The 18,587-nt window shown below is 72.5% G+C and carries 18 protein-coding genes; 7 read left to right on the top strand and 11 right to left on the bottom strand.

Features of this window, described 5'->3' with window-relative positions; genetic code table 11:
• Window positions 1-19 precede the first annotated feature (19 nt).
• The 3 genes from ACFV20_RS09050 to ACFV20_RS09040 are packed head-to-tail and all read right to left on the bottom strand — an operon-like array spanning window position 20 to window position 3,547.
• Window positions 20-805: a 3-oxoacyl-ACP reductase gene (locus tag ACFV20_RS09050; protein ID WP_385654144.1), complete on the bottom strand. Its 786-nt coding sequence runs from the start codon at window positions 803-805 to the stop codon at window positions 20-22.
• A complete protein-coding gene (locus ACFV20_RS09045; protein WP_385654142.1) occupies window positions 802-2,175 on the bottom strand; it encodes an aldehyde dehydrogenase family protein in 1,374 nt (457 codons plus the stop codon). Before ACFV20_RS09045 ends, ACFV20_RS09050 begins: the two co-directional genes overlap by 4 nt.
• A gap of 7 nt (window positions 2,176-2,182) precedes the next feature.
• A complete protein-coding gene (locus ACFV20_RS09040) occupies window positions 2,183-3,547 on the bottom strand; it encodes a glutamine synthetase family protein (protein ID WP_385654140.1) in 1,365 nt (454 codons plus the stop codon).
• A gap of 98 nt (window positions 3,548-3,645) precedes the next feature.
• Here ACFV20_RS09040 and ACFV20_RS09035 point away from each other — a divergent pair, with 98 nt between their 5' ends.
• The 3 genes from ACFV20_RS09035 (at window position 3,646) to ACFV20_RS09025 (ending at window position 6,700) form a co-directional block, all read left to right on the top strand.
• The gene (locus ACFV20_RS09035) at window positions 3,646-4,383 is read left to right on the top strand and encodes a FadR/GntR family transcriptional regulator (protein WP_385654137.1); all 738 of its coding nucleotides are present in this window, start codon (window positions 3,646-3,648) and stop codon (window positions 4,381-4,383) included.
• Between the two features lie 156 nt (window positions 4,384-4,539).
• Window positions 4,540-5,988, top strand: coding sequence for an ethanolamine permease (eat, locus tag ACFV20_RS09030; protein ID WP_385654134.1), 1,449 nt, complete (start codon window positions 4,540-4,542; stop codon window positions 5,986-5,988).
• Between the two features lie 37 nt (window positions 5,989-6,025).
• Window positions 6,026-6,700 carry a gamma-glutamyl-gamma-aminobutyrate hydrolase family protein gene (locus ACFV20_RS09025; protein ID WP_385654318.1) on the top strand — a complete coding sequence of 225 codons (675 nt, stop codon included), beginning with the start codon at window positions 6,026-6,028 and terminating at the stop codon, window positions 6,698-6,700.
• Window positions 6,701-6,819: 119 nt separating this feature from the next.
• Here ACFV20_RS09025 and ACFV20_RS09020 read toward each other — a convergent pair whose 3' ends face one another.
• A complete protein-coding gene (locus ACFV20_RS09020; protein ID WP_385654133.1) occupies window positions 6,820-7,749 on the bottom strand; it encodes a LysR family transcriptional regulator in 930 nt (309 codons plus the stop codon).
• Between the two features lie 71 nt (window positions 7,750-7,820).
• On the opposite strand from ACFV20_RS09020, the gene ACFV20_RS09015 reads away from it, so the two are divergent.
• A complete protein-coding gene (locus ACFV20_RS09015; RefSeq protein WP_385654131.1) occupies window positions 7,821-8,972 on the top strand; it encodes a TDT family transporter in 1,152 nt (383 codons plus the stop codon).
• On the opposite strand, the gene ACFV20_RS09010 is transcribed toward ACFV20_RS09015, so the two are convergent.
• A complete protein-coding gene (locus ACFV20_RS09010) occupies window positions 8,884-9,603 on the bottom strand; it encodes a helical backbone metal receptor (protein WP_385654129.1) in 720 nt (239 codons plus the stop codon). The genes ACFV20_RS09015 and ACFV20_RS09010 overlap by 89 nt on opposite strands.
• A complete protein-coding gene (locus tag ACFV20_RS09005; protein WP_385654127.1) occupies window positions 9,600-10,172 on the bottom strand; it encodes a helix-turn-helix domain-containing protein in 573 nt (190 codons plus the stop codon). Before ACFV20_RS09005 ends, ACFV20_RS09010 begins: the two co-directional genes overlap by 4 nt.
• Before the next feature lie 521 nt (window positions 10,173-10,693).
• On the opposite strand from ACFV20_RS09005, the gene ACFV20_RS09000 reads away from it, so the two are divergent.
• The 3 genes from ACFV20_RS09000 to ACFV20_RS08990 all read left to right on the top strand — a co-directional run bounded on the left by ACFV20_RS09000 (window position 10,694) and on the right by ACFV20_RS08990 (window position 13,685).
• The gene (locus ACFV20_RS09000) at window positions 10,694-11,623 is read left to right on the top strand and encodes a 5'-3' exonuclease H3TH domain-containing protein (RefSeq protein ID WP_385654316.1); all 930 of its coding nucleotides are present in this window, start codon (window positions 10,694-10,696) and stop codon (window positions 11,621-11,623) included.
• A 127-nt stretch (window positions 11,624-11,750) separates the two neighbouring features.
• Window positions 11,751-12,593, top strand: a complete 843-nt coding sequence (locus tag ACFV20_RS08995; RefSeq protein ID WP_385654126.1) for a siderophore-interacting protein — start codon at window positions 11,751-11,753, stop codon at window positions 12,591-12,593.
• Window positions 12,594-12,647: 54 nt separating this feature from the next.
• Window positions 12,648-13,685: an RluA family pseudouridine synthase gene (locus tag ACFV20_RS08990; RefSeq protein WP_385654124.1), complete on the top strand. Its 1,038-nt coding sequence runs from the start codon at window positions 12,648-12,650 to the stop codon at window positions 13,683-13,685.
• Here the strand turns inward: ACFV20_RS08990 and ACFV20_RS08985 are convergent.
• The 5 genes from ACFV20_RS08985 to ACFV20_RS08965 all read right to left on the bottom strand — a co-directional run bounded on the left by ACFV20_RS08985 (window position 13,679) and on the right by ACFV20_RS08965 (window position 18,389).
• Complete coding sequence (locus ACFV20_RS08985) at window positions 13,679-15,283, bottom strand: cytochrome P450 (protein ID WP_385654123.1); 1,605 nt, start codon at window positions 15,281-15,283, stop codon at window positions 13,679-13,681. The genes ACFV20_RS08990 and ACFV20_RS08985 overlap by 7 nt on opposite strands.
• Before the next feature lie 65 nt (window positions 15,284-15,348).
• On the bottom strand, window positions 15,349-15,969 hold the full coding sequence (locus tag ACFV20_RS08980; RefSeq protein WP_385654122.1) for an ATP/GTP-binding protein: 621 nt from the start codon (window positions 15,967-15,969) through the stop codon (window positions 15,349-15,351).
• Complete coding sequence (locus ACFV20_RS08975) at window positions 15,950-16,348, bottom strand: DUF742 domain-containing protein (protein WP_385654119.1); 399 nt, start codon at window positions 16,346-16,348, stop codon at window positions 15,950-15,952. The genes ACFV20_RS08980 and ACFV20_RS08975 overlap by 20 nt, the downstream gene beginning before the upstream one ends.
• The gene (locus tag ACFV20_RS08970; protein ID WP_053673866.1) at window positions 16,345-16,752 is read right to left on the bottom strand and encodes a roadblock/LC7 domain-containing protein; all 408 of its coding nucleotides are present in this window, start codon (window positions 16,750-16,752) and stop codon (window positions 16,345-16,347) included. Before ACFV20_RS08970 ends, ACFV20_RS08975 begins: the two co-directional genes overlap by 4 nt.
• On the bottom strand, window positions 16,749-18,389 hold the full coding sequence (locus ACFV20_RS08965; protein ID WP_385654116.1) for a sensor histidine kinase: 1,641 nt from the start codon (window positions 18,387-18,389) through the stop codon (window positions 16,749-16,751). The genes ACFV20_RS08970 and ACFV20_RS08965 overlap by 4 nt, the downstream gene beginning before the upstream one ends.
• Window positions 18,390-18,587: the final 198 nt, after the last annotated feature.

Raw genomic sequence — 18,587 nt, 5'->3', positions numbered from 1 at the left:
CGGCCCCCCGGGACACGCGCTACAGGGGTGTGACGTACGCCCCCGCGATCCCGCCGTCGACCAGGAAGTCGGTGGCGTTGACGAAGGAGGAGTCGTCGCTGGCGAGGAAGGCCACCGCGGCGGCGATCTCCTCGGCCTCGGCGAACCGGCCCAGCGGGATGTGCACCAGGCGGCGCGCGGCCCGCTCCGGGTCCTTGGCGAACAGCTCCTGCAGGAGCGGGGTGTTGACCGGGCCGGGGCACAGGGCGTTGACGCGGATGCCCTCACGGGCGAACTGCACGCCCAGTTCCCGGGACATGGCGAGGACGCCGCCCTTGGAGGCCGTGTAGGAGATCTGCGAGGTCGCCGCGCCCATCCTGGCGACGAAGGACGCCGTGTTGATGATCGAGCCACGGCCCTGGCGCCGCATGTAGGGGATGGCGGCCTTGCAGCACAGGTAGACGGAGGTGAGGTTGACCTCCTGGACGCGCTTCCAGGCCTCCAGGCCGGTCTCCAGGATGGAATCGTCGTCGGGCGGGGAGATGCCGGCGTTGTTGAAGGCGATGTCGACGCTGCCGTAGGTGTCGTAGGCGGTCCTGAAGAGGGCCTCGACCTCGTCGGGGTCGGTGACGTCGACCTTCACGAAGGTGCCGCCGGTCTCCTCGGCGGCTGCCTTGCCGCGGGTCTCGTCCACGTCGCCGCAGACGACGTGGGCGCCCTCGGAGGCGAGGCGGCGGGCGGCGGCGAGGCCGATGCCGCTGCCGGCTCCGGTGACGACGGCGGTACGGCCGACCAGGCGGCGGCAGATGTTCTCCTGGGCAGTCACTGTGCGGGGCCCTCCGTGCTGATGAAGACGTTCTTGGTTTCGGTGAAGGCGGCCAGGGCGTCGGGGCCGAGCTCGCGGCCCACCCCGGACTGCTTGTAGCCGCCGAACGGGGTCCAGTAGCGGACGCTGGCATGGGAGTTGACGGACAGGTTGCCGGCGCGGACGGCCTGCGAGACGCGCAGGGCCCGGCCGACGTCACGGGTCCAGATGGAGCCGGAGAGGCCGTAGGGGGTGCCGTTGGCGAGGCGGATCGCGTCCTGCTCGTCGGTGAAGGGCAGGAGGACGGCGACGGGGCCGAAGATCTCCTCGCAGGCGGCGGCCGAGTCGGGGCTCTCCCCGGTCAGCACGGTGGGCGGGAACCAGAAGCCCGGGCCCTCGGGAGCGCTGCCGCGCAGGGCCGGGGCGTCGTCCGGTACGAAGCCGCGGACCCGGTCGAGCTGCTGCCGGGAGATCAGCGGGCCCATCTGGGTCTTCTCGTCGGCCGGGTCGCCCACCACCACGGCGGCCAGCGCCTCGGCGAGATGTTCGCGGACCTCGTCGTAGACGGACTCCTGGACCAGGACGCGGGTGCGGGCGCAGCAGTCCTGGCCGGAGTTGTCCAGGAACGAGAAGGGGTCGACGGCGGTTGTGAGATCGGCGTCGGCGAAGACGATGTTGGGGCTCTTGCCGCCGAGTTCGAGCGTGACGGGCTTGACCTGCTCGGCGCCGAGGGCCGCGACGCGCGTCCCGGTCCGGGTGGAGCCGGTGAAGACGATCTTGGCGACTCCGGGGTGGCGGACCAGGGCGTCGCCCGTGATGTCGCCGCGGCCGGGCAGGACCTGGAAGAGGTGCTCGGGGAGACCGGCCTCCAGGGCGAGTTCGGCCAGGCGCAGGGCGGTGAGCGGGGTGGTCTCGGCGGGCTTGAGGAGGACGGCGTTGCCGGCCGCGAGGGCGGGGGCGGTGCCCCAGGCGGCGATCGGCATCGGGAAGTTCCAGGGCGCGATCACGCCGACGACCCCAAGGGGTTCGAGGATCGTGACGTTCAGGCCGCCGGGGACCGGGATCTGACGGCCGGTGAGCCGCTCCACTCCCCCGGCCGCGTAGTCCAGCAGGTCACGGACGTTGCCGGCCTCCCAGCGGGCGTTGCCGATGAGGTGGCCGGCCTCGCGGACCTCCAGGCGGGCCAGTTCCTCCAGGTGCTCGTCGACGAGGGCCGCGAAGCGGCGCAGCAGCCGGGCGCGGTCGCCGGGGGCGAGGGCGGCCCAGATCCGCTGTGCCCGGGCGGCGTGGGTGACGGCCGCGTCGACGTCGGCGGGGCTCGCCCCGGCGACGGCGGCGACGACCTCCTCGGTCGCGGGGTTCAGTACTTCCAGAAGGTGCTCGGAAGACAAGAGGACCTCACATGCGTTCGAAGGAGCGGCGCAGCTCCCAGTCGGTCACCGCGGCGTCGAAGGCGTCCAGTTCGACGCGCGCCATGTTGCGGTAGTGCGCGACGACCTCGTCGCCGAAGGCGGCCTTGGCGATGGGGCTGTTCTCCCAGAGCTCGGCGGCCTCGCGCAGGGTGGTGGGGACGTGGTCGAGGTCGGCGGCGTAGGCGTTGCCGGGGCAGGGCTCGGGCAGCTCCAGCTTGTGCTCGATGCCGTGCAGTCCGGCCGCGACCAGTCCGGCGACGGCGAGGTAGGGGTTGACGTCGCCGCCGGGCAGGCGGTTCTCGAAGCGCAGGGAGCGGCCGTGGCCGACCACGCGCAGGGCGCAGGTGCGGTTGTCCTGGCCCCAGGCGACCGCGGTCGGGGCGAAGGAGCCGGGCTGGAACCGCTTGTAGGAGTTGATGTTGGGGGCGTAGAGGAGGGAGAAGTCACGCAGGGCGGCGAGCTGGCCGGCGAGGAAGTGGCGCATGACCTCGGACATGCCGCCTTCGAGGTCGCCGGCCATGGCGTTGGTGCCGTCGGCGTCGGCGAGCGAGAGGTGGATGTGGCAGGAGTTGCCCTCGCGCTCGTTGTACTTGGCCATGAAGGTGATCGACATGCCCTCCTGGGCGGCGATCTCCTTGGCGCCGGTCTTGTAGACGGAGTGCTGGTCGCAGGTGACCAGGGCCTCGTCGTAGCGGAAGGCGATCTCGTGCTGGCCGGGGTTGCACTCGCCCTTGGCGGACTCGACGGTGAGGCCGGCGCCGGCCATCTCGTTGCGGATGCGGCGCAGCAGCGGCTCGATGCGGCCGGTGCCGAGGACGGAGTAGTCGATGTTGTACTGGTTCGCCGGGGTCAGGCCCTTGTAGCCGGCGTCCCAGGCCTGTTCGTAGGTGTCCTTGAAGACGATGAACTCCAGCTCGGTGCCGACCTGGGCGGTGTAGCCGAGCTCGGCGAGGCGCTCAAGCTGGCGGCGCAGGATCTGGCGGGGGGCGGCGACGACCGGGGAGCCGTCCTCCCAGGCGAGGTCGGCGTGGAGCATGGCCGTGCCCTCGTTCCAGGGGACGCGGCGCAGGGTGGTGAGGTCCGGGTGCATGGCGAAGTCGCCGTAGCCGCGGTCCCAGGAGGACATCGCGTAGCCGTCGACGGTGTTCATCTCGGTGTCGACGGCGAGCAGGTAGTTGCAGCCCTCCGTGCCGTGGTGGAGGACCTCGTCGAGGAAGAAGCGTGCGGCGAACCGCTTGCCCTGGAGCCGCCCTTGCATGTCGGGGAAGGCCAGGACGACAGTGTCGATCTCACCGCCGGCGACGAGGGTGTGCAGTTCCTCGACGCTCAGCGGGGGTGTGCGGTCTGCCACGGGAAGGCCTCCTAGGCTCCTTGGATCCGCTGCCTTGGATCCGCTGGGAGCCATAAGGTATTGCCGAGAACCATTGCTTGGGAAGGGGGTACGGCCACATGCCGGACGAAGCTGGGGGCGGGAAGATGCGGGACGGGCTGACGCCGGTGCTGCGGCCGGTGCGCGCGGGCAACGGCTTCGAGGAGGCGCTGGAGCAGATCCTGCAGGTCGTACGGCTGGGTCTGGTGCCGGGGGGAGAGCGGCTGCCGGCCGAGCGTGAGCTGGCGGAGCGGCTGGGGATCAGCCGGGTGACGCTGCGCGAGGTGCTGAAGGTGCTCCAGGACCAGGGCCTCGTCGAGTCGCGGCGGGGCCGGTACGGCGGGACGTTCGTGCTGCCGCGTGCCGAGGTCGTGGGCGAGGACGAGCTGCGGCGCCGGGTCGCCGAGGTCGACCTGGAGGACGTGCTGCGGTTCCGGGAGGTGCTGGAGGTGGGCGCGGCCGGGCTGTGCGCGGCGCACGGGCTGGAGGAGAAGCAGGCGGAGCGGCTGCGCGAGGCCCTGGCGCGCACGCACGACGCGCCGCTCACCGAGTACCGCCGCCTGGACACGCTGCTGCACCTCACGCTCGCCGAGCTGTCCGGCTCCCCCACGCTCACCGCCCAGTACGCGGCCGTCCGTGCCACGGTCAACGACCTGCTCGACTGCATCCCGCTGCTGGTGCGCAACCTGGAGCACTCCCAGCGGCAGCACACGGCCCTGGTGGAGGCGGTGATCGAGGGCGACGCCGACCAGGCGCGGGAGATCATGCGCGAGCACTGCGGGGGGACGGCGGCGCTGCTGCGGGGCTTCCTCGGCTGAGCCGCGCGGCGGTGTCGGCGCCCGGTGAGGATTTACGGGCGATTAACGCACGGGTCTTGCCATCCTCGGCCGGCGCCGCAAAGGTATGGCTCCATTCCATTGAGTCTCAGCCTGCTCGACCCCGTGAACCGCCGCCGCCCCGTCGGGAGTCCGCTCATGTCCCAGGAACCCACTCTCACACCACCCGCCGCCCGGGAGGGCGACGACTATCTGGAGCGCAGAGCGCTGCGCCGCGGCAGCGCCGGCTGGGTGCTGCTGACCGGCCTCGGCGTCGCCTACGTCGTCTCCGGCGACTACTCCGGCTGGAACTTCGGCCTGGCCGAGGGCGGCTTCGGAGGCCTGGCGATCGCCATGGTGCTCATGGGCGCGATGTACGCGTGCATGGTCTTCGCCCTGGCCGAGCTGTCGTCGATCCTGCCCACGGCGGGCGGCGGCTACGGCTTCGCCCGGCGGGCGCTCGGCCCGTGGGGCGGCTTCCTGACCGGCACGGCGATCCTCATCGAGTACGTCCTCGCGCCCGCCGCCATCGTCATCTTCATCGGCGACTACGTCGAGTCGCTGGGCCTGTTCGGCCTGGAGTCCGGCTGGCCGATGTACCTGGTCTGCTTCGCGATCTTCCTCGGCATCCACCTGTGGGGCGTCGGCGAGGCGCTGCGCTTCAGTTTCGTCGTCACCGGCATCGCCGTGGCCGCCCTGATCGTGTTCGCGCTGGCGGCGCTGCCCGACTTCTCCTTCGCCTCGCTGGACGACATCCCCGTGGACTCCTCGGCCGCGGGGGCGAACTCCTGGCTGCCGTTCGGCCTGCTCGGCATCTGGGCGGCGTTCCCGTTCGGCATGTGGTTCTTCCTCGGCGTCGAGGGCGTGCCGCTGGCCGCCGAGGAGACCAAGGACCCGGCCCGTACGCTGCCGAAGGCGATCCGCTGGTCGATGGGCATCCTGGTGGTGCTGGCGGTGGTCACGTTCTTCGCGGCGGCCGGGGCGCGCGGGTCCGCCGCGGTCCAGGAGGCGGGCAACCCGCTGGTCGAGGCCCTCCAGCCGAACGGCGAGGCGACGACCCTGAGCCGGATCGTGAACTACGCGGGCCTCGCCGGCCTGGTGGCGTCCTTCTTCTCCCTGATCTACGCGGGCTCCCGCCAGCTGTTCGCCCTGTCCCGCGCGGGTTACCTGCCCCGCTTCCTGTCGCTCACCAGCCGTCGCAAGGCGCCCTACCTGGGCCTCCTGGTGCCCGGCACGATCGGCTTCCTGCTGGCGGCGGTCTCCGGCAACGGCGCGCGGATGCTGAACATCGCCGTCTTCGGCGCGACCATCTCCTACGCGCTGATGTCCCTGTCGCACATCGTGCTGCGCCGCAGGGAGCCGGAGCTGGAGCGGCCGTACCGCACACCGGGCGGGGTGATCACGTCGTCCGTCGCGCTGGTGCTGGCGTGCGCCGCGCTGGTGGCGACGTTCCTGGTGGACGTGACGGCGGCGTTGATCGCGCTCGTGGTGTACGCCGTGGCCGTCGCCTACTTCGGCCTGTACAGCCGCAAGCACCTGGTGGCGAAGGCGCCGGAGGAGGAGTTCGCGGCGCTGGCGGCCGCCGAGGCAGAGTTGGCAAGGGACTGAGTCGTCCGAACGTGAGGGAGTTCTCGTGACCAGGCCGTTGATCGGTGTCAGCACCTACCTGGAGTCCGGTGCGCGCTGGGGCGTGTGGGAGTTGGAGGCCGCGCTGCTGCCGGTGGGCTACCCGCGGCTGGTGCAGCGGGCCGGCGGTCTGGCCGCGATGCTGCCCCCGGACGACCCGCGGCACGCGGCGGCTGCCGTGGCCCGGCTGGACGGGCTGGTCATCGCGGGCGGTCCGGACGTCGAGCCGGTGCGCTACGGGGCCGAGCGCGAGCCGAAGACCGGCCCGCCGGCTCCGGAGCGGGACGCGTGGGAACTGGCCCTGATCGAGGCGGCGCTGGCGGCCCGGGTGCCGCTGCTGGGAATCTGCCGGGGCATGCAGCTGCTGAACGTCGCTCTCGGCGGGACGCTCCTGCAGCACATCGACGGCCATGCCGAGGTCGTGGGTGTGTTCGGCGGGCACGCGGTGAAGCCGGTGCCGGGGAGCCTGTACGCCGGTGCCGTCCCGGAGGAGACGTTCGTCCCGACGTACCACCACCAGGCCGTGGACCGCCTCGGTGAGGGCCTCGTCCCCTCGGCGTACGCGGCGGACGGCACGGTGGAGGCGGTGGAACTGCCCTCGGCCGACTGGGTGCTGGGGGTGCAGTGGCATCCGGAGATGGGAGAGGACGTGCGGGTGATGGGAGCTCTGGTGGAGGCCGCATCCCGCGGGTGACCCCGGGAGGGCTTCGGTTCCGGGGGCCCCGTGAGCCGGGCCTCCTGTCCCACCGATGCGGGTGGTGGGTGGGCGGAGGCCGGGGTCCAGGGGGCGGAGCCCCCTGGTACGGCGTGCCGCTACCCCCGCGTCAGCGACAGCAGGTCCCGCGCCGGCCCGGTAGGCCGGTGCCCCGTCGGCCACACCGCCCGAAGGTCCCGCGCCAGGGCCACCCCCTCCACCGGCACCGGCACCAGCCGCCGCATCGCCAGTTCCTCCCCCACCGCCAGTTCGCTCAGCACCGCCGGCCCCGCCCCGCTCACCGCCGCCGCCTTCACGGCCGTCGTCGAGGACAGTTCGATCAGCGGCCGCGCCAGCCCGCCCAGCGCCGCGTCCAGCACCTGCCGCGTGCCCGAGCCCTTCTCACGGAGGATCAACGGCGTCGACGCCAGTTCCTCGGCGGCCAGCGACCGGCGCCGCCGGGCCCACGCATGCCCGGGCGCGGTCACCACGATCAGCCGGTCATGGGCGATCACCGCCGAGTCGAGACCGGCCGGTACCGACAGGCCCTCCACGAACCCGAGGTCCGCCTCGTCCGACAGCAGCCGCTCCGCCACCACGGTCGAGTTCCCCGCGTGCAGCGACACCGCCGTGTCGGGCCGCTGCGCGCGCAGCGCGAGGAGCCAGCCCGGCAGCAGGTACTCGGCGATGGTCATGCTGGCGGCGACCCGCAAGCGGGAGTCTCGCCGGTCGCGCAGCGCCTGCGCTCCCACGTCGAACGCCTCCGCCGCCTCCACGATCCGCCGCGCCCAGTCCGTCACCAGGGCCCCGGCGTCCGTGAGCCGGGACCCGCGGGGTGACCGGTCGACCAGCGCCACGCCGAGCTGCCGTTCCATCGAGCGGATCCGGCTGCTGGCCGCGGGCTGGGTGATGCCCAGTTCCCGGGCCGCCCCGCCCAGGCTGCCGAGCCGCGCCACCGCCAGCAGCAGTTCCAGGGCGCCCAGGTCCGGCACCCGGTGCGCCAGGGGCCCGGACGCTCCCTGCCCGGCCTGCTCCTCCGCGTTGCTCATAAGCCCAGCTTATGCCGCCATAGGGGCATGGTCCCTGGTCGTGCTCCCCGCCCCGGGACGACCGTGGAGCCATGGTCACCGCAGCCCAGCCCCTCGCGCACCCGCTCTCCGTCCGTGATCTCGGACCCAACTGGTACGCCACCGTGATGGGCACCGCCGTCGTCGCCACCGCCGGGTCCGCCCTGCCGCCGCACGTCCCGGGGCTGCGCGGCGTGCTGGCCGGGGTCTGGGCCCTGTCCCTCGTGCTGCTGCTGTCGCTGCTCGCCGGCCGGACCGTGCACTGGGCCCGGCACCGCGACCGGGCCTTGGCCCACCTCCTCGACCCGGCGACGGCACCCTTCTACGGCTGCCTCGCCATGGCCCTGCTGGCCGTGGGCGGCGGTGCCCTCACCGTCGGCCGGGACTGGATCGGCCTGCGGGCCGCCGTGGCGCTCGACGCGGTGCTGTTCATCTCGGGTACGGCGGTCGGGCTCGCCGCGGCCGTGGCGGTGCCGTATCTGATGGCCGTACGGCATCGGGTAGAGCCGGGGCAGGCCACACCGGTCTGGCTGCTGCCGCTCGTCGCGCCCATGGTGTCGGCCGCCGTAGGACCCGGGCTGGTGCCGCACCTGCCGCCCGGCCAGGCCCGCGAGACGCTGCTGCTCGGCTGCTTCGCGCTGTTCGGGCTCAGCCTGCTCGCCACCCTGGTCATGCTGCCGTCGGTCTTCGCCCGGTCGCTCACCGGCGGGCCGCTGCCCCTCGCCCTCACCCCGACGCTGTTCCTGGTGCTGGGCCCGCTCGGGCAGTCCACCACCGCCGTCGGCGCCTTCGCGGACGTCGCGCCCGGTGTCGTACCGGAGCCGTACGGCGCGGGCTTCGGTGCCCTCGCCGTGCTGTACGGCGTGCCCGTCATGGGGTTCGCGCTGCTGTGGTTCTGCCTGGCCGCCGCCCATGTGCTGCGCGCCCGGAGGCAGGGGATGCGGTTCTCGATGACCTGGTGGTCGTTCACCTTCCCGGTCGGCACCTGTGTCACGGGCGCCGCGGCGCTGACGCGGCACACCGGACTGGTCGCCTACGCGGGTCCGGCGGTACTGCTCTACGCGCTCCTGGTCGCCGCGTGGGGCACGGCCGTCGTGGGCACCGTGCGCGGGCTGCTCAGGGGCGAGCTGCTCGCAGCGCCCGCCGCAGCACCCGTGGCGCCTCGGCCAGTGACGGCCCGTACCACGTCAGGTGCCGTCCGCTGACGAGCGCGCAGGGCACGCCGGGGAAGGCCTCGGGGCCGTCGTCGGCGGTGAAGCGGTACGGCTCGTCGGGCAGGACCACCACGTCCGGCGCGGCGGCGCGCAGCTCCTCCACGGGGACGCGCGGATAGCGGTCGGGGTGCGTCGCGTGCACATGGTCCACGCCGAGGCGGGCGAGGACGTCACCCGCGAAGGTGTCGCGGCCGAGGACCATCCACGGGCGGCGCCAGACCGGCACGACGGCCGTCCGCCGCGTCCCGGGCTCCGGCAGGTCCGACCAGACCTCCCGCGCCTCGTCCAGCCAGCGGGGGCGGGCCGTCACCCCGCAGGCGTCCAGCACCCGGGCCAGTTCCCGGAAGGCCTGTGGGACGTCGCGGACCTCCGTCACCAGGACCTCGGTGCCCGCGGCGCGCAGGGCCGCCAGGTCGGGTGCGCGGTTCTCCTCCTCGTTGGCGATCACCAGGTCGGGCGCGAGGGAGAGGATGCGGTCCGTCTTCGGGTTCTTGGTGCCGCCGACGCGTACGACGTCCAGATCCGCCGGATGCGTGCACCAGTCGGTGGCGCCGACCAGGATGCCGGGCGCGGAGCGGGCCACCGCCTCGGTCAGCGAGGGGACCAGTGAGACGACCCTCACCGGCGCCGCGGGCGGTCCCGGACCGCCTCGATGTGCTCCGCGACGGCGACGACGATCACGCGCGTGTCGGACTCAGCGGCCCGCCAGCGGTGCCGTACGCCGCCGGTCAGGTACAGCGTGTCGCCCCGGCCGAGGCGGTAGGCGCGGCCTTCCGCCTCGATCTCCACCGCACCGTCGGCGACGTACAGCAACTGGTCGTTGCGGTACTGGAATTCACGGCCGGCGTCATGGTCGCCGGTGAATTCGGAGGCGTGCATCTGGTGGTGGCCGCGGACCAGGGAGCGGGTCCGGGGCAGGGGCTCCGGCTCGGTACCGTCGGCGCGGACGACGTCCACGCTGCACGCGGGGTCGGCCGCGGCGAGGAGCTCCACGGCGGTGGTGCGCAGGGCGTCGGCGACCTTCTCCAGGGAACTGGTGCTGGGTCGCGCCCGGTCGTTCTCGATCTGGCTCAGGAACGGGACCGACAGGCCGCTGCGCGCGGCCACGACGGCGAGGGTGAGGTCCAGCGCGCGGCGCCGCCGGCGCACGGCCGCGCCCACCCGAAGGGGTTGCTCTTTGTGGTCGCCCATCGCTCCGGCTCCCTCCTTCGCCCGTCGGTCCACTCCCCGTGCGTCGGTGTCCCGGCGCACTGCTTCTGTTGAGTTGTCTGCACCCTACGCATGTTCGGCAAACCGTTGCAGGCGGCCGTCACATCGCCGTCATACGGGACGGCGCGCGACCTCACACTTCGCGCCAGGTGATCCGCGCCGAGCGGGACGGGGCAGGCGGCCCGGCCGCTGGGGGAACAGGCGGGGAGAGGGGGTTCTGGGGGTGGCGTAGCACTCTGTGGTTGTCCGGATCCCGTTCGTGGCAGGGAGGCCGGGGCGGGACGCGGCGAGTCGCGCGTCCCACCCCGGAACCCTACTGCGGAGTCATCCTCCGCACCATGTCCGGATGCTGCTGGAGCCAGTCGGCCACGGCCTCCTCCTCATGGCCCGCAACCAGCCTCGCTGCGGGCGGAGGCAAACGGAAGAGTCGGGCGCTTCACACCGGGTGGGCAGGGCGCAACGCGTTGCGCTGCGCCGGGTGGCTGTCGGTGCGGTACGGCATGATGCGTGGCGTGACCGGACGACTGATGCTCCTCGACACCGCCTCCCTGTACTTCCGCGCCTACTTCGGCGTCCCGGACTCCGTCCGGGCCCCGGACGGCACGCCGGTGAACGCCGTGCGCGGACTGCTCGACTTCATCGACCGCCTCGTCAAGGACCACCGGCCGGACCTCCTGGTCGCCTGCATGGACGCCGACTGGCGCCCGCAGTGGCGGGTGGAGCTGATCCCCTCGTACAAGGCGCACCGCGTCGCCGGGGAGCACGCGGTCGGCCCGGACGAGGAGGAGGTGCCCGACACGCTGTCCCCGCAGGTGCCGGTGATCGAGGCCGTCCTGGACGCGGTGGGCATCGCGCGTGTGGGCGTCGCCGGGTACGAGGCGGACGACGTGATCGGCACCTTCACCGCGCGGGCGACGGGCCCGGTCGACATCGTCACCGGCGACCGCGACCTGTACCAGCTGGTGGACGACGCGCGGGGGGTGCGTGTGCTGTACCCGCTGAAGGGCGTGGGGACGCTGCAGCACACCGATGAGGCGGTGCTGCGGGAGAAGTATGGGGTCGACGGCAGCGGGTACGCGGATCTGGCCCTGCTGCGCGGCGACCCCAGCGACGGTCTGCCGGGCGTGCCGGGCATCGGTGAGAAGACGGCCGCCAAGCTGCTGTCCGAGTTCGGGGACCTGGCCGGGATCATGGCGGCGGTCGAGGACCGCGGGTCGAAGCTGACGCCCGCGCAGCGCCGGCGGCTCGACGAGGCGCGTCCGTACCTGGCGGTGGCACCGAAGGTGGTCCGGGTCGCGGACGACGTGCCCCTGCCGGACGTGTCCACGACGCTGCCGCGGACGCCGCGCGACCCGGCGGCACTGGAGGCGCTGGCGGCGCGCTGGGGACTGGGCGGGTCGCTGGAGCGGCTGCTGACGACCCTGTCGGCATGACGTGACAGGACGGGCGGGAGGAGACCGGCGTCGCCCGGTGTTCGACTGCCGCCTTTTTCGGGAGGTGTGAAGTGGGCGCGAGGTGCTAACTTAGGTAACCCTAACTATGTGAGACAGGGAGGTCCTCATGGCAGAGCGACCGGGACGCCAGCCGCGCAGGCTCCACACCGCGCAGGTCGTCCGCACCGAGCGGCTGACCCCGCACATGCAGCGTGTGGTGCTGGGCGGCGAGGGCCTCGCCGAGTTCACGGCGGGCACGTGCACCGACCACTATGTGAAGCTGCTCTTCGCGCCCGCGGGTGTCACCTACCCGGAGCCGTTCGACCTGCAGCGCGTCCGTGACGAACTGCCGCGCGAACAGTGGCCGGTGACCCGGACGTACACGGTCCGCCAGTGGGACCCCGAGCACCGCGAGCTGACCCTGGACTTCGTCATCCACGGCGACGAGGGCCTGGCAGGTCCGTGGGCCCTGCGCGTGCGGCCGGGCGAGACCGTGCGCTTCATGGGTCCCGGCGGGGCGTACGCACCCGACCCGGGCGCCGACTGGCACCTGCTCGTCGGCGACGAGAGCGCGCTGCCCGCCATCGCCTGCGCTCTGGAGGCGCTGCCGCACGGCGCCAGGGCGTACGCCTTCGTGGAGGTCTCCGGCCCCGAGGAGGAACAGAAGATCGACTCGGACGTCGAGGTCGTCTGGCTGCACCGCGGCGCCCGGCCCGTGGGTGAGGCGCTGGTCGACGCCGTACGGAGCCTTACGTTCCCCGAGGGCCGGGTGCACGCCTTCGTCCACGGCGAGGCGCACTTCGTCAAGCAGCTGCGCCATCTGCTCCGCGTCGAGCACCAGGTCCCGCGCGACGACCTCTCGATCTCCGGCTACTGGCGCCGCGGCCACAACGAGGACGGCTGGCAGGCCTCGAAGCGCGAATGGAACGCCCGGATCGAGGCCGAGCAGGAGAGCGTGTCGGCGGCCTGAGGAGGCCGCCCAGGTTTTCCGCCCCGCGCCACCGGCCTCGTACGCTGGGCCGCGATGAGACGCAAGACGCGGACCCCGGCCTCTCCCCTGCCGCAGCGCCACGGTGTGGACCCGGTACGGGTACGGCTGCCCGCGGCCGGGGGCTGGGGCACGGTGCGCGACCACCTGGTGGAGCGGCTCTCCGGTGCGGGCCCCGGAGTCGTCGACGCGATGTTCGGCGCGGGCCTGATCGTCGGCGCGGACGGCCGGCCCGTCGCGGCGGACGCGCCCTACGTCCCCGGGATGTTCGTGTGGTTCCACCGGGACCTGCCCGACGAGGTGCCCGTGCCCTTCCCGGTGCGGGTCGTGTACCGGGACGAGCACATCGTCGTCGCCGACAAGCCGCACTTCCTCGCCACCACCCCGCGCGGCGGTCATGTCGCCGAGACCGCGCTGGCCCGGCTCCGCCGCGAGCTGGACCTTCCGGCGCTCACCGCCGCGCACCGGCTGGACCGGCTCACGGCGGGGCTCGTCCTGTTCACCGTACGCCCCGATGAACGCGGCGCCTACCAGACGCTGTTCCGCGACCGCCGGGTCCGCAAGGAGTACGAGGCCGTCGCCCCGTACGACCCCGGTCTCGGCCTGCCCCGGACGGTTCGCAGCCGGATCGTGAAGGAGCGCGGCGTGCTCACGGCCCGGGAGATCCCGGGCGAGCCCAACGCCGTGAGCCGGGTCGAACTCATCGAGCACCGCGACCGGCCCGGCGAGCAGGACCGGCAGCCCCGGGCGGCGCAGCGCGCCGAGGGCCCGTTCGCCGGTGGACTCGCCCGGTACCGGCTCACGCCCGCCACCGGGCAGACGCACCAGCTGCGCGTCCACATGACCGCGCTGGGCGTGCCGATCCTCGGCGACCCGCTCTACCCCGAGGTGACCGGCCCGGCACCGGCCGACGACTTCCGCCGGCCGCTGCAACTGCTCGCGCGCACCCTGGAGTTCACCGACCCGATCACGGGCGAGGAGCACCGCTTCCGCAGCGGCCGGACGCTCGCCGCGTGGGCGTCGTACGACCGTTGGGCCGCCGGGACGTACGACGGCCCGTCAGACGGTCAGTAGCCGCGCCACCAGCTCAGGAACCGCTGCCACACACCCCGGCGAGGCGCTTCCGCGACGCCCGGCCGTGGCGCCCCGGGCACCGGCTGCGGCTGCGGCTGCACCTGGGCCGGCTGGGGCTGCGCGGCCGGAGGCCGGGGCGTCGCGGCCAGCGGCTGGGGCTGGGGCCGGGACGCGGCAGGCTGCGACGGCGCCACGGCCGGTGCGGAGGCCGGTGTCTGTGCGGAGGCCGGTGTCTGTGCGAAGGCCGGTGTCTGTGCGATGCCGATCTGCCAGTCCGAGCGCTGCGCGGCGACCGGCTTGTGGTTCGGCACCTCCTGCACGTCCTGCGGCGGCCTGGGCGCGAACTGCACCGGCAGTTCCACCAGGTGCCGGGAGGCGATGGACGCCGTCCAGCGCAGGTCCTCCTGATCGCAGTCGAGTTCGACATCGGGCAGCCGCATCAGCAGCGCGTCGACCCCCACGTCCGCGATGGAACGGCCGATGTCCTGACCCGGGCACTCGTGCGGGCCGCCGCCGAAGGCGAGGTGCGAGCGGTTGCCCTGCATGCTGGCCTTCAGGTCCGGCCGCACCCGCGGGTCGACGTTGGCCGGCAGCGGGGCGAACAGCAGGCCGTCGCCCCGGCGGATGCGCTGCCCGCCCAGCTCCGTCTCCTGCTTGGCGAAGTAGGCGAAGACCGTGCTGAAGGGCGGCTCGTTCCACAGGGACTGCTCCACCGCCTCCGGCACCGTCATCTGGCCGCCGTTGAGCTGGGCCCGGAAACGCGGGTCGATCAGCACCGTCAGCAGCACGTTGGACAGCAGGTTGGTGGTGGCCTCGTAGGCGGCGAAGAGGACCAGGCGCAGGTGCTCCCTGACCTCGTCGTCGCTCAGCCGGGCCGGGTGCGTGATCAGGTAGCTGGCGAGGTCCTCCTCCGGCCGGGCGCGGCGGGTGGCGGTGAGCCGGCTCAGGGCGTCCATGACGTAGGAGTGGCTGGCGAGCGAGGTCTCGGTGCCCTTGAGGGCGTCGCGGGCGGCCTCGACGAGCCGGTCGTTGTACTCGTCGGGCATGCCGAGGATCTCGCACATCACCGCCATCGGCAGGTGCTCGGTGAACTGGCCGACGAGCTCCGCCTCGCCCGCCTCGCAGAACCGGTTGACGATCATCTGCGTGCTGCGGTTGATGTAGCGGCGCAGGCTGCGGAAGTCGATGGTGGAGATGGCGCCCATGACCGCGCCGCGCAGCCGCTTGTGCTCGTCGCCCTCGGCGTGGGAGGCGATGGGCTGCCAGGCGATGTGCGGCATCAGGGGGTGGTCGGGCTTGACCAGGCCCTCCTTGAGCGGGGTCCAGATCCGGCTGTCCCGGCAGAACTGCGAGGGCGAGCGCACCATGTGCAGGTTCTCGGCGTGGCCGAGGACGATCCACATCGGCACGTCGTCGTGGAGCAGCACGGGCGCCACGGGACCGTGCTGGTCCCGCAGTTGCTCGTACAGTGCTCCCAGGTCCTCCGCCTCGTGCAGCCGGTGCAGTCCCCCGGGCCCGAGGCCGTGCGCGGGGCAGCCGGGGGGCGGGCCGGGCGGGAGGTCGTCCGTGCTGGTCGGGGCGTGGGATTCAGGCGTCACAGTGATCGCTCCGAAACTGAGGTGGTCTCAGGTGTCTGGGGGGAAGTGCGAACGCGTCGCACGGGTCAGGCGCGGGAGCCCGTCATGGCGAGCGAGTGCAGGAAGCGCATGAGGGTCATCAGGACGTCGCGGCTGGAGGCCCGTCGCCGTGCGTCGCACTCCATGATCGGGATGTCGGGTGTGAGGTCGAGGGCGGTGCGCAGCTCCTCGATGGCGTAACGGGGGGCGTCGGGGAAGGAGTTGACGGCGACGACGAACGGCACGCCGCGTTCCTCCAGGCGTCCCATGACGTCGAAGCTGACCTCCAGCCGCCGGGTGTCGACCAGCACGACCGCGCCGAGCGCGCCCTCGAACAGGCCGTTCCACAGGAACCAGAAGCGCTGCTGGCCAGGTGTGCCGAACAGGTACAGCACCAGCTGTTCGGTGATGCTGATCCGGCCGAAGTCCATGGCGACGGTGGTGGCCGTCTTGGACGCGGAGCCGAAGTTGTCGTCGACGCCGATGCCGGCCTGCGTCATGGTCTCCTCGGTGGTCAGCGGTGTGATCTCGCTGACCGAGCCGACCATGGTCGTCTTGCCGACGCCGAAGCCGCCCACGATCACGATCTTGGCCGCGGCCTGTGCCGTGTGGGGCAGCTGGTCCTCGGCCCGGGGGCCCGGGATGGTGTCAGAGCCGTTGTAGTCCATTCATCACCGCTTCGAGGAGGGAACGGTCGGAGCGCGCCTTGCGGACGATCGGGGCGCGCGCCTGCACCAGTTCCGCCGTCAGCAACTCGGTGAGCAGCACGCCCATCGCGCTGAACGGCAGGTGGAGGTAGGCCGACAGCTCGGCCACGGACAGGGGGGCGGCGCAGAGTCGGAGCAGCGCCGCCTGCTCGGGGGAGGCGGAGGGCGGCGGGTCCGTGGCCCGCGCCACGATTAAGGTCACCAGGTCGAGCTCGGCCCGTTCGCCGTCCGGCCCGGCCACCACGTACATCCGCTCGGGGTTCCCGGGTTTGTCCTCGCCCTCCTGCGGCGTGGGCGGTTCCGGGACGAGATCGCGCCTCTGGCGTTGCGGAGGCGTCATACGATCTGCCCGTTCCGCCGGGGCGGGCTGGTGAGGTGGCCGCCGATCCGGACGACCAGATCGCGCATCATGGCGCTCATCCGGCCGGGTTCGCAGCGCACGTCGGACAGCACCGCGAGGAAGGCGTTGGCGCCCGCGCCCATCAGATAGAAGTAGCCCTGGTCGATCTCGATCATGACGAGCTTCATCTCGCCGTCGCCCACGGTGAGTTCCTGGCAGATGCTGCCCGCGAGGGACTGCAGGCCGGCGCAGGCGGCGGCGACCCGGTCGGCGGCGTCCGGCTCCCCGCCGTAGCGGGCGATGCGCAGACCGTCGGCCGAGAGCACCACGATCATCTCGATGCCCGGTACGCCGTCGGCGAGTTGCTTGAGCATCCAGTCGAAGTTGCCTCGCTGCTGGATCACTTGAGATCCCCCTCGTCGTCGGCCTCGGTGGGGGCCGGGTCGTTGATCAGGTGCAGGTACTTGTGCGGGTTCCGGATGAAGTCGGTCGGGTGGGTGCCGGGTTCGATGCCCTGCTTGAGTCCCTCCCAGAAGGCCTCCAGGCCCTTGCCGGGGGCGTCCGGGGACGACATGTCGTGCCAGGACTTGGGCTCGGGCTCCGGTGTGGCCCAGGGGTTGTACTCGCCCCGTTCCTCCGCTTCCCGGTCGGCCTTCTCGTTGGCGGCCTGCTGGGCGAGGCGCTCGGCGAGCGGCATCTTCACCTTGCTGCGGCGCTGCGGCAGGCCGTTCGCGGTCCACTCGGTGACCTCGGGGACGTCGTCGTCCTCCAGGGAGACCGTGGCGGGGATCTTCGGGCTGGTGGGGCGTCGCCTCTTGGGTGCGCGCTTCGGGCCCTCGGGGATGCCGACCGTCATGGGGATGCCGGTGGCGCCGATGCCGTGGGCGAGTCCGACACCGGGCTCGTGGGTGATCATCTCGCTGGGCACGATGAGGATGGCGCGGACACCGCCGTACGCGGAGGCGCGCAGCGAGACCTGCATGTTGTACGCCGTGCACAGACGGCCGACGACGGCCAGGCCCAGGCGCGGGTGCTCGCCGATGTCCTGGAGGTCGACGCCCGCCTTGGCGGCCTCCAGCATGCCCTCGATGCGGGCGCGTGCCTCCTCGTTGAGGTTGACACCGCCGTCCTCGATCTCGATGCAGACGCCGGTCTGCACCTCGGTGGCGGTGACGTGCACCTTGGTCTGCGGCGGCGAGTAGCGCGTGGCGTTGTCGAGGAGCTCGGCGGCGGCGTGGATGACCGGCTCGACGTAGATGCCCTTGACGCTGACCTTGGCGATGGAGGACAGCTGGATGCGCCGGTACTCCAGGATGCGGGACATGGCGCCGCGCAGGGTGCTGTACAGGGACACCGGAGCGGGCCACTGGCGTCCGGGGCGGCCACCGCCGAGGACGGACACGGAGTCGGCGAGACGGCCGATCAGGGCGTTGCCGTGGTCGATGCGCAGGAGGTCGTCGAAGACCTCCGGATTGCGGCCGTGGTCCTCCTCCATCTCCCTCAGTTCCTCGGCCTGCTGGTGGATGATCGCCTGGACACGGCGGGCGACACTGACGAAGGAGCGCGCGGCGGCGTCACGCATGGTGACTTCGTAGTCGACGATCTTGAGCACCCGCAGCAGCGTCTCCCGCTGCGGCTCGGGGAGGTCCCGGAACGCGGGGTCGACGAGGCCGAGCTTGCGGATCACCTCCCTGGGGGATTCCCCGGTCCGCAGCAGGTCGAGCGCGGCGGGGATCATCTCCCGCGAGAAGTGGAGCAGTTCGGTGTCGTGGGCGGCGATCCGCTGTTCCAGCTGTGCGCTGTGCCGGGCGTGCTCGGCACGCTGGTGGCGCAGCGCACGGCCGCGGCGTACCGCCTCGGCCGCCGTCGCGAGCACCAGTGCGGTGGCGATGCCGCCGCACCAGCCGACGGCACCCCGGGCCGGCTCCGCCACCAGCGCGACCGCGGCTCCGGTCGCCGCAGCCATGACTATGGCCGGGAGCAACAGCACGCGCGCGTAGGGGAGTTCACCGCGAACGGGAGGGGATTGAACACTCACCATGTGGGCCTTCTGACAAGGGTCGACTGAGGTTCGGGGGGAGTTGCAGGGGGGTATGTCATGAAGCTGTCGGGATCTTCCACACATTGGGGAACAAGCGCACGAATTCATCTCAAGCCGGTGCGCTGCGGGCGAGCTTAGTCCGACCGGATCATCGCTGTGTCATATTCAGCAACTGCCGGAAACCGGACGCGAGGGGAT

It is taken from the genome of Streptomyces sp. NPDC059696 (genome assembly GCF_042733745.1).
Taxonomy (GTDB): Bacteria; Actinomycetota; Actinomycetes; order Streptomycetales; family Streptomycetaceae; genus Streptomyces.
This window is presented reverse-complemented; position numbering and strand designations above follow the sequence as displayed.